The following is a 17153-nucleotide window of genomic DNA, read 5'->3' on the forward strand; positions in this document are numbered from 1 at the left end:
ACTTCACACGTCCCCACGGGAGAACACACGACCATGTCATTGAAACTCGACCACATCGTCATCGCGGTGCACGACCTCGAGAGCGCCATCGCCGACTACGCGGCGCTCGGCTTCCAGGTGCTGCGCGGCGGCGACCATCCGGGCCGCACCACGCACAACGCGCTGGTGGTGTTCCAGGACGGCAGCTACTTCGAGCTGATCGCCTGGCGCGCGCCCTCGCCCGAGGAGCGCTGGTGGCAATTGCTGCAGCGCCATGGCGAAGGCATCGTCGACTTCGCGCTGCTGCCGCGCAGCACCGCGATCACCGTCGAGGAAGCCAAGGCGCGCGGGCTCGCGCTCGACGGCCCGCTCGATGGCGGCCGCGTGCGCCCCGACGGCGAACGCCTGCGCTGGCAGACCGCGCGGCCCGCGACGGCCGACCTGCCTTTTCTGTGCGGCGACCTCACGCCGCGCGCGCTGCGCGTGCCCGAGGGCGATGCGCGCACGCATCCCAATGGCGCGCTTGGCGTCGCGAGCCTCGCGCTCGCGGTGCACGACCTCGACGCCACGCTCGAGCGCTACCGCGCGCTGCTCGGCGACGGGCATGGCGAGGTGGCGGTGCATGTCGGCGAAGCCGTGGCGCTGCCGGGCAGCGGCGTGCGGCTGGCCGTGATCGCGCTCGGCGGCAGCGCGCTGGTGTTCTCTTCGCCGCGCGCGAGCGCGAAGACCGATGCCGCCACGCCGATCGGCCGCGCGGTGGAGCAGCGGCTCAGCGCGCGCGGCGAGGGACCGTATGCGCTGGTGCTGCACACGGCGGCCACGCCGTCGCCCGAGGCGCCGGACCTCGCGAAGACACATGGCGCGCTGATCGAATTCGCGCCGGCTGCGCGCGAAGGCGCGGCGCGGCGTGCGTCGGCGCTCGACAGCCTCGTGGGCGGCTGAAGGGCGCGGGAGCGGGCCGCTTACTTGTCGGCGTCCTTGGCTTCTTCGCCGTCCTCGACCGACTCTTCCTCCGACTCCTCTTCTTCCTCTTCCGATTCCTCGAAGTACTCGGGGATCGGCTGCTCGGCCAGCGCCTTCGCCAGCTGCAGGCGGAACTCGGCCAGCGCCTTGGCCGACTTGGCGATGTCCTTCGCGCCCTGGTCGGCGATCTTCTCGACCAGCAGGGCCGGTTCTTCCGACAGGATGATCTCGATGTAGTGGTCGGCGAGTTCGGCGGCGGCGATGAGCTTGGCGTCGGTGGACATGCGGTGCTTTCGGTGAAGTGGAGAAAGACGCCATCGTGCGCAGCGAAGGTGACGCCGGCACTACACACGCCGGCGCGGGGGTGTCATGCGTGCGTCATCGGAAGCGGCGTCAATGCCCGGGTCCGCAACAAACCGGGCCGCGACGCGCGGCCTCGCGTCACGCCATGAATCCCGGCCATCCCGTCCACGTCCTGTTCCTCTGCAACAGCAATGCCGCGCGCAGCCTGATCGCCGAATCGCTGCTCAACCAACTGGGCCACGGCCGCTTCGTCGCGCATTCCGCGGGCCATGCGCCCACGGCCGACGGCCAGGCCGATCCGCGCACGCTCGAGGCGCTGCGTGGCGCGGGTCTGCCGACCGAAGGACTGCGCAGCAAGAGCTGGGAGGAATTCGGCGCGGCCTCGGCCCCGCACATGGACCTCGTGGTCACGCTCTGCGACGAATCCGCGGGCGAGACCTGCCCGGTCTGGCCCGGCCAGCCCGCCTCTGCGCACTGGTCGCATCCCGACCCGCGCGCACCGGGCGCGGAGCTTGGCGACGACGCCTTCGTGCAGACCCTGCATGCGATCCGTCGGCACGTGGAGCTGCTGGTCAACCTGCCCGACGAGCGCATCGACCACCTCGTGATCGAGGCGGAGGCGCGTCAGATCGGGACCTCCTGAGCCGCTGGCGTGGGCTCAGCCTTCGCGGCGGTAGAGCGCCCACCTGACGGTCAGAACGTCGGCGGCGATCTTGGCGGCGTTGGCGCCCGCGTAGTCCTGCGTGGGGTCGAACTCGAAGCCCTGGCGGTAGCGCACCACCTGCCCATAGTCCCGGTCGAACACCATCGGCCCGGTCAGTTCGGCGGGATCGGTGCCGGACGGAACGGCCATGAATTTCTCGGGATCGGTGACGCTTTGATAGAGATCGACGCTGAGCTGGGACATGGTTTTTTTCCTCGAGGTCTTGGTCGGGAAAATCATCGGCCCCCGGCGCGGGTGGCGGGCAGTCCTCCACCGGCAGGCCGAGTCGGCAATGACCTACAGAACACGCACGGTCCGATCGATACGGTGTATCAAGGCGTAGATGATTGCGACTGCGCCCAACTTCTTCGCTGGGGAACAAGCATGCAAGACAACCGGGACGCCGCCTTTGCGGCATGGGTGGGCGCCGAGGACGCGGCCCAGGCGGCCATTCACGTGCTGCACCAGCGAACGCGCGGCGGCCGCATCAAGGTCGCACCCCAGGAGATCGAGCAGATCGCGCGCCTGCGCAAGGAAGCCGACGTGCGCTTCGCCGCCGTGTGGGGCGCGCTCGGCACGACCGCGGCCGCACCCGAGGCCTTGCCCGAGCCGCTGCCGCGCGCGAAACGGCCGCAGCGCATCGTGGTGGGACCACGTGCCGCGCAGGGGCAGGCACTGCCTTCGATCGCGATCTGAGCGCGGGCCGCTTTGCGCGGCATTCGTGATCGGCGCTGTCGCATGAACGCGACCGGGCGCGCCTCGGCCGCCTGACTGCCGAGACATCCAACCAGTCACCGGCGCCATTGCACAATGGCACCAAGAACAACCCTTTGGCTGGGCCCCTCCATGAAGATCCTGATCTTGAGCTTCGGCGCGCTTCTGATCGCATGGCCGTGGATCCATTTCGAAGCGGCATCGGGGACCGGGAGGTCGTCGAAGGAAATGGGTTGGGGCGAAGGCGACGCCCACCCTGTCCAACGCGCGCTGGCGATGCTTGTCGCATGGCGATGGCTCGTGGCCTACGTCGGGCTGGTCACGGTCGTGCTCGGCCTGCTGTTCTGAGCCCGCGGCTGAATCGACCCGTGTTTCTCAAGATCATCAAGCTGGTGCTGGTGAGCCTGATGACGCTCGGCCTGGGCGGCGCCGCCTTCCTGCACGGCTTCAGGGGATGGCGCGCGGGTCAGGTCGAGGTGTGGCGAAAAGGCCAGGCGCCATTCGTCGCGACCGTCGATGGCGCGCTTCCCATCACTTTCACCGTCGAGGTCTGGAGCTGGATGATCATCGGTGCCGGTGTTTTTCTGCTGGGCGTGGGCATCGTCATCAAGTTTCTGTTCGCTGCGCGTGCCGAGCGACAAGCGATGCTGGCTCGCATGGATGATGCGTTCCTTCGCTCCTCGAGGGAAGAGCCGATTCCGCGAGGCGTGGCGCTTGCCATCATCGGCGCGGTCGTGGCCTTCTTTGTCTATCTCGGGTTCAGAGTTCACGCGCAGTAGGAAGGCCAGGCGCCCCCTTGGGGGGCCGCTGCTGACTCGCGAGCGGACTTCTCGATACGCCATGGCACGGCATGTGTCCAGAAGGCGTATGTCTTTGTGCGTATGGTTTCCTGTTTGGTCGGCAATCGGGCGCGAAGAAGACACGAACATCCAGTCCGCATGCTCCATTCCGAGGTGCAGGACAGATGGTGAGGACACAAGCAAACGCCGCGCAATATTTCAAAGGGCGAGTCCCTTGGCAACAGCGCCGGCCGCTCCCCGCGCAGCAGCGGTTTTCATGACTTTGGTCATTTCGTTTTTCGCTCGAGGCAGCACTAAGATGCCCGCCCATGGCCCACGCCACACCCCTGTCACCGCATGCCGCGCCGCTGCGCAGCGAAGTCGGCGTGCCCCTGCCGGCGCGCGGCATCCTGGTGGTCGACGACCATGAGCTGGTGCGCCTGGGCCTGCGCGCGCTGCTGCTCGCGGAGACCGGCAGCGTGCCGGTGTACGAGGCGCGCTGCCTCGCCGACGCCTTGCACCTCTACGCGCTCCATGAGGCCGCGCACCACCTGGTGCTGCTCGACCTCGACCTGCCCGACTCGCAGGGGCTGGACACCCTGGTGCGCTTCCGGCGCGCCTTTCCTTCCTCGCCCGTGATCGTGCTCTCGGGCAAGGACAGCCATGCGCTGATGCATGGCGCGATGGCGCTCGGGGCGCAGGCCTTCCTGCCCAAGACCGGCCACTTGGGCGAGGTGCTGCGCTACGTGAGGGAAAACGACCTGATCGGCCTGCCGGCCCGGCCATCGACGACCTCGAGCAGCGCGCCCACGACGCCGGCGCGCGCCGAGTCGCAGCCGCAGCTCAATGCGCGCCAGGTCGAGATCCTCGACTGGCTGCTGGCCGGCAAGTCGAACAAGGAGATCGCGCAGCTGTCGCACCTGACCGAGGGCACGGTCAAGAACCATGTGTCCACCTTGCTGCTGCTGTTCGGCATGCGCTCGCGGGCCCAGCTCATCAGCAGCCTTCGATAAGCTCTCCGCCCCATGCGGCTTTCGATGGAGATGCCCGCATGCTCGCGATGACTGACGCGCCCCCGCCCGAACTGGCCCGGCGGGTGCTGCGCGAACAGGTGGCGGCGGTCCATGCGAACGCGCCGGCCGCCTATCTCGCGGACATGCTCACGGCGCAGGCCCTGGGCATCGGCCTGTTCGTGGCCACGTGGCGCTGGCAGGTGCTGCTGTGGATGGCGCTGCACCTGGCATTGACGCTGCGACGCGCCTACCGACGCTACCGGCGCAGCCCCGATGCGGCCGAGCATCCCGAGTACTGGGCGCGCTTCAACGCGCGCAACGTGCTGCTGCGCTCCTGCGTCTGGGGCCTCGCGCCCTGGCTGTGCGTGCCGCCGGGGCGCAACCTCGGGCTCTGGGTCATGGTCATCGTGATGATGATGGGCGGCTGCGCGGGCGGTGCGCTGTCGCTGGCGGTCCTCAAGCGCAACATCCCGCGCTTCATCGTGCCCAGCATGGCGAGCCTGACCCTGGCGCTGGCCTGGCGCGGCGACACGGTGCACCTGTTCCTGGCCACCGGCTGCCTGCTCTACATGTGCGTGATGATCACCTTCGCGCTGCAGCACCATCGGCTGCTGACGGCCTCGCTGACCATGCGTTTCGAGAAGGAGGCGCTGGCCGAGCAGCTGAGCCACCAGATCGCCGCGACCCAGCGCGCCAGCGAGGAGAAGACGCGCTTTCTCGCCGCGGCGAGCCACGATCTGCGCCAGCCCCTGCATGCGATCGCGCTGTTCGGCGCGGTGATCGAGAAGAAGCTGCAGGGCAGCGAGGAATGGGACCACGCGGTGCGGCTGATGGACGCGGTCGGAACGCTCGGCGATTCGCTCGATACCTTGCTGGACATCTCGCGGCTGGATGCCGGCGAGGTGGCGCCGCGGATCCGGCCGGTGGAGCTCAACCCGCTGTTCCTCGCGCTCAACAACGTGTTCGCGGCGCAGGCGGCCGGCAGGGACCTGCAACTCCGATTGCGCGCCACGCCGTGCTGGGTGCTGAGCGACCCGCAGTTGTTGCAGCGGCTGCTCTCCAATCTCGTGGACAACGCGCTCAAGTACACGCCGCGCGGCGGCGTGGTGGTGGCCGCCCGTGCGCGCGGGCCGCTGGTGTGGATCGACGTCTGCGACACCGGCATCGGCATCTCGCCCGAGCACCTGGGCCGCATCTTCGACGAGTTCTACCAGGTCGACAATCCGGGCCGCGATCGCGCGCAGGGGCTGGGCATCGGCCTGTCGATCGTGCAGCGGCTCTCGCGCCTGCTGGCGCATCCGCTGCAGGTGCATTCGCGCCCGCAGCGCGGCAGCCGCTTCCGCATGGTGCTGCCGGCGGTGTCGGCCTCGGGTGTCGCGCCGTCCATCGCGCGCCCCGACGCCGTCCTGCCCTTGCCGCGGCGCGTGCTGCTGATCGACGACGAGGCGCCGATCCGCCAGGCCGTGACCGGGCTGCTGCAGGCGCATCGCGTGGCCATCGACGCGGTGGCCAGCGAGGCCGAAGCCGAGGCCGTGCTGGCGCAGGCCGCGCAGGCGGGCACCCCGGTCGACGTGCTGTTGTGCGACGTGCGCCTGGCCGATGGCGCCGACGGGCTGGCCGTGGCGCAGCGGCTGCGCGCGCGCTTCGGCCCCGGCTTGCAGGTGTTGCTGATCACCGGGGAAACCGCGCCGCGGCGGCAGCAGCAGATGCACGACGCGGGCCTGCAGGTGTTGCTCAAGCCGGTGGCGGCCGACCGGCTGCTGCAGGCGCTCGCAGCGCTGACGCGACACGAAACGACGCCCGTCCGCAGGCACGCCTGAGCGTCTTTTTTCCGCCGAAAGTCGATGACCTTCGACACTAGATCGCAGGTGTCGCCATCCCTACCGTGGAGGCCTTCTCATCCACTCACTTGAAAGAAGGAAGGCCTCTCATGAACACCCGTCTTGCCGTTTGCCGCGCAGCGCGCACACCCGTCGCGTTGCTGGTCATGAATCTCGTGCTGGTGGCCTGCGGGGGTGGCGGCGGTGGCGGGGGCTTTGCCGGCTTCCCGGTCGCTCCCGCTCCCGCGCCTGCCGCGCAGACACCTCCGCCGGCACCCGCCCCAGCCGCGGCCTCGATCACGACGCAGCCATCGAACACCATCGTGGGCCAGGGCGTGTCCGCCACCTTGAAGGTGCAGGCCGCGCACGCCACGGCCTACCAGTGGCAACGCAGCACCGACGGCGGTGCCCACTGGACCGATGTCGCCGGTGCCACGAGCGACAGCTTCCGCACGGCCGCCAGCCTGCTGGCCGACAGCGGCCAGCAATTGCGCGTGCGGGTGACGGGCGCCAGCGGCAGCGTGACGAGCCGGGCCGCCACGTTGACGGTCAAGCCCTGGGTCGCCACCGTGCTGGCGACGACGGGCGTGAGCTACAGCAGCCCCTATCAGCTCGCACTCGATGCGAGTGGCGCGAAGCTCTACGTGGCCATGGGTGGCAATGGCTCGGTCTATCGGATCGACACGGCCAGCGGCAGCGGTGCCGAGGTGACGCCGGGGGCGACGATGAATGCGCCGGTCGGCCTGGCACTGGCGGCCGACGGCACCCTCTACGTGAGCGACCAGCATCGCATCAGCAGGATCGCGCCCAACGCCACGACCGCCAGCACCTGGGTCGGCACCGGCAGCAGCGGATACGCCGACAGCCCGGCCACCGCGATGTTCAACAACCCCACCGGCATCGCGCTCGACAGCGCGGGCAACCTGTTCGTGGCGGACACGGAGAACAAGCGCGTGCGCAAGGTCGCGCCCGACGGCACCACGAGCACGCTCGCGGGCGACGGCACGCAGGCCTACCTCGACGGCGTCGGCACGGCCGCCCAGTTCGCGCGCCCGCAGGGCCTGGCGCTCAGCCGCGACGGCAAGACGCTCTACGACACCGACACCGACAGTCCCTGCCTGCGCAAGATCGACGTGGCCAGTGCCACGGTGAGCACGCTGCTGGGCGATTGCGCCAACGGCAACGCGGGCGCGGGCGTGGTCGACGGAACGGTGGCCACGCCGGCCAAGCTCGGCTATTCGTACGGCGTGGCGGTTGATGCGCGCGACAACGTGTTCCTGACCCACGCCTGGGACGGCGTGGCGCGCGTGGTCACGCCCGCGGGCGAGATCAGCACCCTGCAGGACGGCACCGGCGCGCCGATCGCCTTCAACTTCCCGATCGGCGTGGCGGTGGCCGCCGACGGCACCGTCTACGTGGGCGCGAACCACGGCAACCAGATCCTCAAGCTCACGCTCGCGCCCTGAGCGCGCATGCCCGGTAATGCAACTCGCTCTCGACACGGGGACATTCGTCGAAAAGACGAGGGCGAATCGGCGCTCGCCCCTAAGATCGCGGCCTCAGTCATTGGGGAGTAGCTGACCTGCGCAACGCAGGAGCCCGCGTCAACACACTTGGCCTTCGGCCATGGCGCGAGCAGCTTTAGAGCCTGGCAAGACCTTTGACCACGTCACCTCGGTATGGGCCGGGAAGTGGCGTGGTCTTCGCGTCGCTGGCCCAGGGAGTTCTCTTTTCATCATGGAAGCCTTACTCGTATCCACGGGCGTGGTCGCGCTCGGGGAAATGGGCGACAAGACCCAACTGCTCGCGATCATCCTGGCCGCGACCTTTCGCAAACCCTGGCAGATCGTCGCGGGCATCTTCACCGCCACCGTCGTCAACCACGCGGCCGCGGGCGCGCTCGGCGGCTGGGTGGCCCAGGCCATGGGGCCGAACATCCTGCGCTGGGTGATCGGCGCCTCGTTCCTGGCCATGGCCGCGTGGATGCTGATCCCCGACAAGATCGACGACGACGCGGCGAAGACCAAGAGCCGCTTCGGCGCCTTCGGCACCACGGTCATCACCTTCTTCCTCGCGGAGATGGGCGACAAGACGCAGATCGCGACCGTGGCGCTGGCCGCGCGCTATCCCGACGTGGTGCAGGTCGTGATCGGCACCACGCTGGGCATGATGCTGGCCGATGCGCCCGCGGTCTTCCTCGGCGAGAAGATCGCGGCCAAGGTCTCGATGCGGCTGGTGCACGGCGTGGCCGCCGTCATCTTCGGCGTGCTGGGGCTGCTGACGCTGTTCAACGTCGGCAACCTGTTCTGAGCCCCGGCGGGCGGCCGCCTACTTGGCGGCGCCCGCCGTGCCCAGGCCCAGCTTGTCGATCACGGCCTTCTCGGTCTTCATGGTGCGCACTGCGTACTGCTTGTAGGCCGCGCTGTCCATGTAGAAGGTCTCCATGTCGAACTTGGCGAGCGACTCCTGGTAGTTGGGCATCTCCATCGCCTTCTTGAAGGCGTCGTGCAGGATCGCGACCACCTTCGGGTTCGCGCCCTTGGGCAGCACCAGGCCGAAGGGCGAGGCCTGCACCATGTCGATGCCCGACTCCTTGAGCGTGGGCGCGTTCGGGTACTTCTTCGAGCGCTGCTCGCCCCAGGTCGACAGCAGCCGCAGCTTGCCCTGGTCGACATAGGGGCCCCAGCCCGGCGTGTCGGCCACCGACATCACGTGGCCGCCGAGCACCGCCTGCAGCGATTCGGAGTTGCCCTTGTAGGGCACGTGATTGAACTCCACGCCGGCCTGGATCGCGATCGCTTCCATCGTGAGGTGCAAGGTGGTGAGCGCACCCGGCGTGCCGTAGCTCAGGCGGCCCGGGTTGGCCTTGGCATAGGCGAGGTACTCGCGCATCGACTTGATCGGCGAATCGGCGGGCACCACCAGGCCGAACGAATAGCCGGCCAGGCCGATCACGTAGCTCAGGTCGTTGGCCGGGTCCCAGTTGAGCTTGGTGGTGTAGGGCAGGCGGAACACCGGCAGCGGCACCTGCGCGAGCGTGTAGCCGTCGGGCGCGGTGGCCTGCATGGTCTGCGCGGGCAGCACGCCGCCCGCGCCGGGCTTGTTCTCGATGATCACCGGCTGGCCGAGGATCTTCGAGGCGTTCTCGGCCAGCACGCGGAAGGGCACGTCGGTCGAGCCGCCGGCGGTGAAGCCGATCAGCACGCGGATCGGCCGCACCGGAAAGGCATCGGACTGCGCGAAGGCGGGAGCGGCGGCGAGGCCGGCGGCCAGCAGCAGGGCGTGCAGCGCACGGCGGGTGAGGGTGGGTTGTTTCATGGCGGGACGTGCGAACGAAGAAAACGGGAAGGGCGGTGCGGCCGCCCCGCGAACGGGACGGGCCGCACCGGCGCCGTCAGGGCGCGGGACAGCCGCCGCGGCTGGCCGAGGAGAACTTGCAGCCGTAGTCGGCGCGCGCCACGGTCGCGGCGTCGAGCACCTCGTCGCCGGCCGGCTTCACGCCGTTCTGCTCCCAGTTCGTCATCGCGTCGAAGGCCTGGGTCTGTTCCTCGGTCGTGAAATCGCAGTGGCTGATGCCGCGGATCGCGCGCTGCACGAGCCACTTCGAGGTGCCCAGCGCATCGGCGCGGCGCTTGTAGATCTGCTCCATGCTGAACGGCACGTAGACGTCGCCCAGCGTGTGGATGGTCACCACCGGCACGTCGATGCGCGCATTGGACTTGGGGAACCAGCGCAGGCCGTCGCGCCGCAGCCGGTTGGCCTCGGGGTCGGCATGCAAGCGGTAGGCACCCTGGTTGAAGGTGACTTCCTCCGGGCTTTGCGCCGGGTCGTTGTCGAGCTGGTAGACGATGCCGGTGGTGTCGTAGCCGTCGCGGTTGAGGATGCCGTTGATGGTGCCGTCGCGGCCGAAGGTGCCCCACACGGTGGCGTTCATGCTGCCCGCGAAGCCGGCGTCGAACATCGGGCGCTCGCCGCCCGTGAGGTTCTTGACGATGGCCTTGTACTTCTCGCCCTGCGCGGTCGTCGCGCTCGGGAATCTCGTGAACAGCGCGGCGCGCACCGTGGGCAGCAGGTCGTTCCAGTTGCTCACCGGCCAGCCGTTGACGGGCAGGCCCGCCAGCTGCTGCGCGGCGATCTGCGAGGCGCCGAAGTAGTTGTAGAGCTCGGTGTCGCCGAGCACGCCGCACATCGGCACCGCGCCCGCATAGCGCACCTTGTGGTTGGCCGTCTCCGTCGCCTCGGCATCGACCGCGGCCGCGGCCACGTGGCCGCCGAGCGACTGGCCGACGATGTAGGTCTTGCGCGGCGCATCGAGCGTGCGACCGTTCTGCGAGGCGATGCGCTGGAAGGCCAGCGCGAGCGCGTTGGTGTCCTCGACGCCGGCGCGCACGTTGTAGTAGTTCTTGGTGTAGCTCGACGCGGCCCAGGCATAGCCCTGGCCGATCAGGTGCGCGCGGATGGTGGGATCGCTGACGCTCACCACCGGGCCCGTGCCGCCGTAGCCGTGCGCGTACATCACGAGCATGCCGTTCCAGTTCTTCGGCACTTCGACGCGGTAGCCCGCGCCCTCGAGCACGCCCCACCAGCGGTCGGTGTCGGGTGCGCCCGAGATGGCCGCGAACGGCAGCTTGGTCTCGTCGACCGTGAACTGGCGGCCGTCCTGCGCGCGCGTTTCCTCGGGCTCGGGGGCGGCCGGGGGCGGCGGTGCCGGGGGATTGCCGGCGCCCGCGCCGCCTGCACCGGCCTGTTGCGCAGCGATGGCGGCGGCCAGCGCCGCGGCGCTGGCGCCCGACGAATCGCCGCCACCGCCGCCGCATGCGGCCAGCGTCGCGGCGGCGATGAGCGAGAGAAGGGTGGCGCGGCGGCCCGGATGGCGATGGAACTTCACGAGATGTCTCCTGCGTGTGGGGATGGGTTCCGCGTGAATCTTTTAATTTCGTTCAGCGGAATTAGATTTATGGAACGTTCTTTCGAACGACGGCGAGTATCTTTCCGCTCGCGTTTCTCTCGTATAGGGAATTCCATGAACCGTTTCCAACTGCCGAAAATATAATTCCGTCCAACGAAATTAAATTGAGAGAAACGCATGGGCCGCACCAAGCAGATCGACTTCGAGGAGGGTGCCGACAGCCCGCGCTTCGTGACCGCGCTGGCGCGCGGGCTGGACATCCTGGCCGCCTGGGGCCCCGACGAGAAATGGCTCACCAGCACCGAGCTCGCGCGCCGCACCGGCCTGCCCAAGCCCACGATCGCGCGGCTCGCCTACACCCTCGTCGTGGCGGGCTACCTGCGCCACTCGCGCGAGACCGGCAAGTACGCGCATGGCGACGGCCTGGTGGCGCTCGGCATCACGATGGTGTCGAACCTCAAGCTGCGGCGCATCGCGCGGCCCTACATGCAGGACCTGGCCGACCGCTACGACGCCTCGGTGTCGCTCGGCATCCGCAACGGGCTGTCGATGCTCTACGTGGAGAACTGCCGCTCGAGCGCGCCGCTGTCGCTGGGCCTGGACATCGGTTCGCGGCTGCCCGTGGCGCTGTCCGCGATGGGGCATGCCTACCTCTGCGCGCTCGATGCGAAGGAGCGCGAGCGGCTGCTGGGCGAGATCCGCCTGGCCGACCGCGAACGCTGGCCGCAGACGCAGCAGGCCATCGAGACCTCGCTCGCCCGCTGGCGCGAGCGCGGCTTCACGATGGTCGTGCGCGGCTGGGAGAGCGACATCAGCGGCGTGGGCGCGGCCATCCGGCAGGCCGATGGCAATGTCGTGACCTTCAACGTCGGCGGCTCGGCGAGCCGCTTCGGCCGCGAGCTGCTCGAGCAGGACATCGGCCCGCAGCTCGCGCGCATGGTCAAGGTGCTCGAGTCCTTCGTGCGCGCAGACGACCGCTGACAAGGTGTGAGCCGGCAGACCGCGCTCAGGCGGTCCCGACCAGGATCCGTTCCGCGTCGCGCCCCGGCGGCAGCCCGAAGGCGCGCGCATATTCGCGGCTGAACTGCGTGGCGCTCTCGTAGCCGACCTCGAAGGCGGCCGCGCTCACGCTCCTGCCCTGGGCCACCAGCAGCGTTCGCGCCTGCAGCAGGCGGATGCGCTTCTGGTACTGCACCGGGCTCAGCGAGGTCGCGGCCTTGAAGTGCCGATGGAAGGCCGACGCGCTCATCGACGCCTGCTGCGCGAGCGCCTCGACCCGCAGCGGCTGCGCGAAGTCGCGCCGGATCCACTGGATCGCGCGGCTCACGCGCGAGAGGGCGCTGTCGGGCATGGCGATGCCGCGCAGCATCGCGCCCTGCGGTCCCTGCAGCACGCGATAGAGGATCTCGCGCTCGTAGACCGGCGCCAGCGCCGGGATGTCGGCGGGCCGCCGCATCAGCCGCAGCATGCGCACCCAGGCGTCCATCAGGTCCGGCGTCACCGCGGCCACCGAGAAGCCGGCCTCGGGTTTCTGCGCGAGCGCGATCGGCGGCAGGTCGGCGATCAGCGCCGCGATCACCGCCGGCTGCAGGCTCAGGGCCACCGCGAGATAAGGCTCGCCGCCCGGCGCGGGCCGCACCGTGCCGGCCGCGGGCAGCTCGATGGACATCACGAAATAGGTGGCCGGGCCGTAGTGCAGCGTGCGCTCGCCGACGGTCATCGACTTGCCGCCCTGTAGCACCAGGTTGACCATCGGGTCGTAGACCGCGTTGAGCTCGTGCTCGGGAATCTTCCCCTGCACCATGGCCACGCGCGGAATGCCGGTCTCCGTGAGGCGGTTGCGCGCATGGGCGGCCAGGTCGCGGAGTTCCGCCAGTTGTTCTTCCATGGGGCGCATCAGATCGCACCGCTGCGTGCATCGCAAGTGCCCGCGTGCATGCAAGGCAGTTTTGGGCAGGCCCGAGGCAGGAATGGGCAGGCCGCGACGCGGGCCGCCACCTATCGTCGATGCATCACCGATTCAACGAAAGCACGCATGAACATCGTCATCATCACCGGCGCGAGCCGCGGCCTCGGCGCCAGCACGGCCCTGCAGGCCGCCAAACGCGGCATGGGCGTGATCCTCACCTACAACAGCCACGCGGCCGGTGCCGAGGCGCTCGTGCGCACGATCGAAGCCGAGGGCGGCAAGGCCGCGGCCCTCGCGCTCGACGTGGGCCAGGTCGCATCGTTCGCCGTCTTTCGCGACCGGGTCGCGGCAACGCTCGAAGCGACATGGAAGCGCAACAGCTTCGATGCACTGGTCAACAACGCGGGCTACGGCCTCTTCAATCCGATTGCCACGGTCAGCGAGGCCGAGTTCGACGGCCTGCTCGATGTGCATCTCAAGGGACCGTTCTTCCTGACCCAGGCGCTGCTGCCGCTGATGGCCGACGGCGGCCACATCGTCAACCTGAGCAGCGCGACCACGCGCGTCGCGACACCGGGCGTCGCGCCCTATGCCGCCTTCAAGGGCGGGCTGGAGGTGCTCACGCGCTACATGGCCAAGGAGTTCGGCGCGCGCGGCATCCGCGCCAATGCCGTCTCGCCGGGCGCGATTCGCACCGACATGACCAGCGACGCGCTCGACCAGAGCCCCGGCTTCGAAGCCCAGCTCGCCGCGCAGACCGCGCTCGGCCGCATCGGCGCGCCCGACGACGTCGGCCGCGTGATCGCGAGTCTGCTGTCCCCCGACAATGCCTGGATCAACGCGCAAACCATCGAGGTGGCCGGCGGCTACAACATCTGAACTGCGGCCCTCCATGCTCGACCACATCTTCCTGTCCGTCAGCGACCTGCAACGCTCGGTCGACTTCTATGCCGCCACGCTCGCGCCGCTGGGCATCGCCCACCAGCACGACTACGCGGGCAAGGACGGCCCGCCCGGCCATCCCGACCTGAAGGGCTTCGGCGCCCGGGGCCGCGTGTTCTTCTGGCTGCGGCAAGGCCCGGTGAACGGCGAAGCGGTGCATGTGGGCTTCGTCGCCGCGGGCCATGCCGAAGTCGACGCAGCCCATGCCGCGGCCATGGCCGCCGGCGCCCGCGACAACGGCGCACCCGGGGCCCGCCTGCACTACGACCCGCGCTACTACGCGGCCAACGTGCTCGACCCCGACGGCCACAGCCTCGAGTTCGTCCACAAGAGCTGGCAGCATCCGCCGCGCTGAGGCCGCTACGCCGCGAACAGCGTGGGCCGCAGTGCCCGCGCGGCATCGGCCAGCGCTTCGCGCGTGGCGTCGAAGGGCCAGCGCATGAACTCGTGGATCATGTCGTCGTAGCGCTTCACGCTGACCGGCACGCCGGCCTCGCGCAGCCGCTCGCCATAGGCTTCGCCCTCGTCGCGCAGCGCATCGAACTCGGCCGTGACGATATGGGCCGGCGGCAGTCCGCGCAGGTCCCCGGCCAGCAGCGGCGAGACCAGCGCATGGGTCTTCAGTGCCGCGTCGCCGAGGTAGTGGTCCATGAACCAGTGCTGCATCTCGCGGCCGATGTTGCCGTACTGCCCCGCATAGGCCTGGATCGAGGTGTTGATGCGGCGGAAATCGACATCGGGATAGATCAGCAGCTGGTGCGCGATCCGCGGTCCCGCGGCATCGCGCGCCTTCAGCGCGACCACCGCCGCGAGGTTGCCGCCGGCGCTGTCGCCCGCGACCGCGAGCCGATGCCCGTCGGCCCCGAGCTGCGCCGCATGCTCGGCGACCCAGGCGGTGGCCGCGAAGGCCGCGTCGACACCGGCCGGGAACTTGTGCTCGGGCGCCAGCGGATAGGCCACCGAGACCACGACCGCCTGCGTCGCCACGGCGAGCGCGCGCGCGAGGCCGTCGTGCGTGTCGAGGTCGCCGAGCACGAAGCCGCCGCCGTGGAAGAACACGATGACCGGCAGCACCTGCCGCGGCGATGGGTGGTAGATGCGCACGTCGAGCGGCCCCACCGCGCTGTCGATGCGCCGGTCGACGACCGAGGCCACCGGCGCGCCGGGTGGCAGCGCCGCGAGCATGCGGCGCATGCCCTGTCGGATCGCGTCGGGCGCGAGCGTGTGCATGTCGGAGAAGCGGGTGGCGGCGAGGCGATCCAGATGCGCCTGGGCCTGGGGATGAAGCGGCATGTCCTGTCTTCCGGTGGTGAAGGGGACAGCCAATCTACGACTTGAACTTCGGTTCAAGTCAAGCGCTTCTTCGAAGTTTTCTTGCTAACGCACCAGCTCGCGGAAGTTGGCCTTGAACTTCGGGCATTCGACCAACGAGGCATGCGTGCACACGGCCGCATGCTTGAGGCTGTCGCGCATGGTCTGCAGTCGCTCGATCTCGTCGTCGAGCGCGGTGGCGCGCTTCGCCATGCTGCGTCGCAGCTCGACGTCCTTGGGCGTGGACGCGAGGAAGCGGCCGATCTGCGCGAGCGAGAAGCCGGCCGACTTCGCGCAGTGGATCAGCGCCAGCCGCGCGACCACCTCGGGCCGGTAGGCGCGCCGCAGGCCGGTGCGGCCCGCGGACTCGATCAGTCCGCGCCGTTCATAGAAGCGCAGCGCCGAAGGCGCCAGGCCGGCGCGCTGCGCGACCTCTGCAATATCGAGCATGGGATGTCTCCATCGTGGATCTCGTCGGCCGGGCCTCAGGCGAATTGCGCGAGGCCATGGCCCACCGACCAATTCTCCTTCGGCGAGTCGACGATGTTCACGAACAGGTCTTCGCCGCGCAGGCCGGGGCTCTCTGCGAGCAGTTCCGCGAGCCGCCGAAACAGCGCCTGCTTCTGCTGCGCGCTGCGCGTGTCGAACACCGTGATCCGGATGTAGACCACGTCGTCGCTGCGCGTCACGCCGTAGGCGTTGCCGTGGCGGAAGTTCGCGGGCTCGTGCTCGCTGAGCGTCATGAAGCGGTTGTCCTCGGACACGCCGAGCGCGTCGCTGAGTGCGCGGCCGAGGCCGTCGAGGATCGCCTTGCGATAGGCCTCGGGCTTGCCGGCGCGCAGGAAGACATGGCTGATGGGCATCGTGATTCCTTCAAGGGGTGGTGAGGTCGGACGATGCTAGTCATACGAAATTGCTATGGATATTTATATCAACGACAATTTTTTGAAATGATTGCACGCCCCCTCGATCTCGATGCCGTCCTGGCCTTCATCCGCATCGTCGAGCTCGGCAGCTTCACGCTCGCGGCCGAGGCGCTGCAGACCACGCAGGCCGGCATCAGCCTCAAGCTCAAGCGGCTCGAGGAGCGGCTCGGCTGCCGGCTGGTGGAGCGCACGCCGCGGCACGTGGAGCTGTCGGCCAAGGGGGCGGCCTTTCTCGAGCACGCGCGCGAGCTGCTGGCGGTGCACGACCGCGCGCTCGGCGCCTTCGCGCAGGCGCGCCAGCGGCTCACCATCGGCATCAGCGACCACGTGGCCGGCCCCGAGCTGCCCGCACTGATCGCGCGCATGAACGCGCAGGACCCGCAGCTGCTGATCGAGATCCGCATCGGCTCCTCGGGCGAGCTGCTGCAGAGCTTCGACCGGCGCGAACTCGACACCGTGATCGTGCGCCTGCATGCGGGCCGCAACGACGGCGAACTGCTGGCCGAAGAACGGTTCGGCTGGTTCGCGGCGCCGACCTGGCAGCACCGTGCGGGCGAGCCGCTGCCGCTGGCCACCATGGCCGAGCCCTGCGGCGTGCGCGCGCTGGCCGCGCGGCTGCTCGACGAGGCGCGCGTGCCCTGGACCGAGGTCTTCGTCGGCGGTGGCGTCGCCGCCGTCGCGGCCGCGGTCATGGCCGGCCTCGGCGTGGCCGCGCTGGCGCCGCGCATGCTGCCCTTCGGCGCGGTCGAGGTGGGCGCGCGGCTCGGGTTGCCCGAGTTGCCGCGCCTGCCGGTGCTGCTGCACACGCGCGTGGGGGAGGGGCGGCCGCGCGCGGCGCTCGAGGCGCTGTCGGTGGCCTTCCGCAGCGTGGTGCGAAGCTAG

The 17153-nt window shown here is 69.5% G+C and carries 21 protein-coding genes and 1 riboswitch; of the genes, 13 read left to right on the top strand and 8 right to left on the bottom strand.

What is annotated here, in order from left to right; genetic code table 11:
- The first annotated feature begins 33 nt into the window (after nt 1–33).
- Nucleotides 34–921: a VOC family protein gene (locus R0232_RS35205; RefSeq protein ID WP_431513922.1), complete on the top strand. Its 888-nt coding sequence runs from the start codon at nt 34–36 to the stop codon at nt 919–921.
- Nucleotides 922–941: 20 nt separating this feature from the next.
- Here the strand turns inward: R0232_RS35205 and R0232_RS35210 are convergent, their stop codons facing one another.
- The gene (locus R0232_RS35210; RefSeq protein WP_209539317.1) at nt 942–1226 is read right to left on the bottom strand and encodes a hypothetical protein; all 285 of its coding nucleotides are present in this window, start codon (nt 1224–1226) and stop codon (nt 942–944) included.
- A gap of 164 nt (nt 1227–1390) precedes the next feature.
- Between R0232_RS35210 and R0232_RS35215 the strand changes: the two genes are divergently transcribed.
- Complete coding sequence (locus tag R0232_RS35215) at nt 1391–1888, top strand: arsenate reductase ArsC (RefSeq protein WP_431513923.1); 498 nt, start codon at nt 1391–1393, stop codon at nt 1886–1888.
- 15 nt (nt 1889–1903) lie between these two features.
- On the opposite strand, the gene R0232_RS35220 is transcribed toward R0232_RS35215, so the two are convergent.
- Nucleotides 1904–2152: a hypothetical protein gene (locus R0232_RS35220; protein WP_093345893.1), complete on the bottom strand. Its 249-nt coding sequence runs from the start codon at nt 2150–2152 to the stop codon at nt 1904–1906.
- A 180-nt stretch (nt 2153–2332) separates the two neighbouring features.
- Here R0232_RS35220 and R0232_RS35225 point away from each other — a divergent pair, with 180 nt between their 5' ends.
- The 7 genes from R0232_RS35225 (at nt 2333) to R0232_RS35255 (ending at nt 8584) form a co-directional block, all read left to right on the top strand.
- The gene (locus R0232_RS35225) at nt 2333–2644 is read left to right on the top strand and encodes a hypothetical protein (RefSeq protein WP_431513924.1); all 312 of its coding nucleotides are present in this window, start codon (nt 2333–2335) and stop codon (nt 2642–2644) included.
- Between the two features lie 150 nt (nt 2645–2794).
- A complete protein-coding gene (locus R0232_RS35230) occupies nt 2795–3010 on the top strand; it encodes a hypothetical protein (RefSeq protein ID WP_431513925.1) in 216 nt (71 codons plus the stop codon).
- A 20-nt stretch (nt 3011–3030) separates the two neighbouring features.
- Entirely contained in the window at nt 3031–3441 is a 411-nt protein-coding gene (locus R0232_RS35235) for a hypothetical protein (RefSeq protein WP_431513926.1), read from the top strand.
- A 329-nt stretch (nt 3442–3770) separates the two neighbouring features.
- Entirely contained in the window at nt 3771–4454 is a 684-nt protein-coding gene (locus R0232_RS35240; RefSeq protein WP_431513927.1) for a response regulator, read from the top strand.
- A 38-nt stretch (nt 4455–4492) separates the two neighbouring features.
- Nucleotides 4493–6274 (top strand): ATP-binding response regulator, encoded by a 1782-nt coding sequence (locus R0232_RS35245; RefSeq protein ID WP_281077766.1) that lies wholly within the window; start codon nt 4493–4495, stop codon nt 6272–6274.
- A 110-nt stretch (nt 6275–6384) separates the two neighbouring features.
- Complete coding sequence (locus R0232_RS35250) at nt 6385–7740, top strand: hypothetical protein (RefSeq protein WP_431513928.1); 1356 nt, start codon at nt 6385–6387, stop codon at nt 7738–7740.
- A gap of 90 nt (nt 7741–7830) precedes the next feature.
- Nucleotides 7831–8001: riboswitch (yybP-ykoY riboswitch) on the top strand.
- A 10-nt stretch (nt 8002–8011) separates the two neighbouring features.
- Nucleotides 8012–8584, top strand: coding sequence for a TMEM165/GDT1 family protein (locus tag R0232_RS35255; RefSeq protein ID WP_093345903.1), 573 nt, complete (start codon nt 8012–8014; stop codon nt 8582–8584).
- A gap of 18 nt (nt 8585–8602) precedes the next feature.
- Here the strand turns inward: R0232_RS35255 and R0232_RS35260 are convergent, their stop codons facing one another.
- Together R0232_RS35260 and R0232_RS35265 are read right to left on the bottom strand one after the other, a co-directional pair.
- A complete protein-coding gene (locus R0232_RS35260; RefSeq protein WP_208510258.1) occupies nt 8603–9592 on the bottom strand; it encodes a tripartite tricarboxylate transporter substrate-binding protein in 990 nt (329 codons plus the stop codon).
- Nucleotides 9593–9668: 76 nt separating this feature from the next.
- On the bottom strand, nt 9669–11162 hold the full coding sequence (locus R0232_RS35265; protein ID WP_431513929.1) for an alpha/beta hydrolase: 1494 nt from the start codon (nt 11160–11162) through the stop codon (nt 9669–9671).
- A gap of 198 nt (nt 11163–11360) precedes the next feature.
- Between R0232_RS35265 and R0232_RS35270 the strand changes: the two genes are divergently transcribed.
- Nucleotides 11361–12164 (top strand): IclR family transcriptional regulator, encoded by an 804-nt coding sequence (locus R0232_RS35270; RefSeq protein WP_431513930.1) that lies wholly within the window; start codon nt 11361–11363, stop codon nt 12162–12164.
- 25 nt (nt 12165–12189) lie between these two features.
- On the opposite strand, the gene R0232_RS35275 is transcribed toward R0232_RS35270, so the two are convergent.
- Entirely contained in the window at nt 12190–13071 is an 882-nt protein-coding gene (locus R0232_RS35275) for an AraC family transcriptional regulator N-terminal domain-containing protein (RefSeq protein ID WP_431513931.1), read from the bottom strand.
- A gap of 147 nt (nt 13072–13218) precedes the next feature.
- Here R0232_RS35275 and R0232_RS35280 point away from each other — a divergent pair, with 147 nt between their 5' ends.
- Together R0232_RS35280 and R0232_RS35285 are read left to right on the top strand one after the other, a co-directional pair.
- Nucleotides 13219–13971, top strand: coding sequence for an SDR family NAD(P)-dependent oxidoreductase (locus R0232_RS35280; RefSeq protein ID WP_431513932.1), 753 nt, complete (start codon nt 13219–13221; stop codon nt 13969–13971).
- A gap of 13 nt (nt 13972–13984) precedes the next feature.
- Nucleotides 13985–14389: a VOC family protein gene (locus R0232_RS35285; protein WP_431513933.1), complete on the top strand. Its 405-nt coding sequence runs from the start codon at nt 13985–13987 to the stop codon at nt 14387–14389.
- 5 nt (nt 14390–14394) lie between these two features.
- Here R0232_RS35285 and R0232_RS35290 read toward each other — a convergent pair whose 3' ends face one another.
- The 3 genes from R0232_RS35290 to R0232_RS35300 all read right to left on the bottom strand — a co-directional run bounded on the left by R0232_RS35290 (nt 14395) and on the right by R0232_RS35300 (nt 16208).
- Nucleotides 14395–15327: an alpha/beta hydrolase gene (locus tag R0232_RS35290; RefSeq protein WP_431513934.1), complete on the bottom strand. Its 933-nt coding sequence runs from the start codon at nt 15325–15327 to the stop codon at nt 14395–14397.
- An 84-nt stretch (nt 15328–15411) separates the two neighbouring features.
- Complete coding sequence (locus R0232_RS35295) at nt 15412–15795, bottom strand: MerR family transcriptional regulator (protein WP_431513935.1); 384 nt, start codon at nt 15793–15795, stop codon at nt 15412–15414.
- 35 nt (nt 15796–15830) lie between these two features.
- Nucleotides 15831–16208, bottom strand: coding sequence for a tautomerase family protein (locus tag R0232_RS35300; RefSeq protein ID WP_093345920.1), 378 nt, complete (start codon nt 16206–16208; stop codon nt 15831–15833).
- Nucleotides 16209–16295: 87 nt separating this feature from the next.
- Between R0232_RS35300 and R0232_RS35305 the strand changes: the two genes are divergently transcribed.
- Nucleotides 16296–17153, top strand: a complete 858-nt coding sequence (locus R0232_RS35305) for a LysR family transcriptional regulator (RefSeq protein ID WP_431513936.1) — start codon at nt 16296–16298, stop codon at nt 17151–17153.

Source organism: Variovorax sp. DAIF25 (assembly GCF_050711835.1).
Lineage (GTDB): Bacteria > Pseudomonadota > Gammaproteobacteria > Burkholderiales > Burkholderiaceae_C > Variovorax.

Bases quoted from the DNA above. Each gene is read 5' to 3' on its own strand.
- R0232_RS35205 (WP_431513922.1), top strand. From the start codon at position 34: ATGTCATTGAAACTCGACCACATCGTCATCGCGGTGCACGACCTCGAG.
- R0232_RS35210 (WP_209539317.1), bottom strand. From the start codon at position 1,226: ATGTCCACCGACGCCAAGCTCATCGCCGCCGCCGAACTCGCCGACCAC.
- R0232_RS35215 (WP_431513923.1), top strand. From the start codon at position 1,391: ATGAATCCCGGCCATCCCGTCCACGTCCTGTTCCTCTGCAACAGCAAT.
- R0232_RS35220 (WP_093345893.1), bottom strand. From the start codon at position 2,152: ATGTCCCAGCTCAGCGTCGATCTCTATCAAAGCGTCACCGATCCCGAG.
- R0232_RS35225 (WP_431513924.1), top strand. From the start codon at position 2,333: ATGCAAGACAACCGGGACGCCGCCTTTGCGGCATGGGTGGGCGCCGAG.
- R0232_RS35230 (WP_431513925.1), top strand. From the start codon at position 2,795: ATGAAGATCCTGATCTTGAGCTTCGGCGCGCTTCTGATCGCATGGCCG.
- R0232_RS35240 (WP_431513927.1), top strand. From the start codon at position 3,771: ATGGCCCACGCCACACCCCTGTCACCGCATGCCGCGCCGCTGCGCAGC.
- R0232_RS35245 (WP_281077766.1), top strand. From the start codon at position 4,493: ATGCTCGCGATGACTGACGCGCCCCCGCCCGAACTGGCCCGGCGGGTG.
- R0232_RS35250 (WP_431513928.1), top strand. From the start codon at position 6,385: ATGAACACCCGTCTTGCCGTTTGCCGCGCAGCGCGCACACCCGTCGCG.
- R0232_RS35255 (WP_093345903.1), top strand. From the start codon at position 8,012: ATGGAAGCCTTACTCGTATCCACGGGCGTGGTCGCGCTCGGGGAAATG.
- R0232_RS35260 (WP_208510258.1), bottom strand. From the start codon at position 9,592: ATGAAACAACCCACCCTCACCCGCCGTGCGCTGCACGCCCTGCTGCTG.
- R0232_RS35270 (WP_431513930.1), top strand. From the start codon at position 11,361: ATGGGCCGCACCAAGCAGATCGACTTCGAGGAGGGTGCCGACAGCCCG.
- R0232_RS35275 (WP_431513931.1), bottom strand. From the start codon at position 13,071: ATGGAAGAACAACTGGCGGAACTCCGCGACCTGGCCGCCCATGCGCGC.
- R0232_RS35280 (WP_431513932.1), top strand. From the start codon at position 13,219: ATGAACATCGTCATCATCACCGGCGCGAGCCGCGGCCTCGGCGCCAGC.
- R0232_RS35285 (WP_431513933.1), top strand. From the start codon at position 13,985: ATGCTCGACCACATCTTCCTGTCCGTCAGCGACCTGCAACGCTCGGTC.
- R0232_RS35290 (WP_431513934.1), bottom strand. From the start codon at position 15,327: ATGCCGCTTCATCCCCAGGCCCAGGCGCATCTGGATCGCCTCGCCGCC.
- R0232_RS35295 (WP_431513935.1), bottom strand. From the start codon at position 15,795: ATGCTCGATATTGCAGAGGTCGCGCAGCGCGCCGGCCTGGCGCCTTCG.
- R0232_RS35300 (WP_093345920.1), bottom strand. From the start codon at position 16,208: ATGCCCATCAGCCATGTCTTCCTGCGCGCCGGCAAGCCCGAGGCCTAT.
- R0232_RS35305 (WP_431513936.1), top strand. From the start codon at position 16,296: ATGATTGCACGCCCCCTCGATCTCGATGCCGTCCTGGCCTTCATCCGC.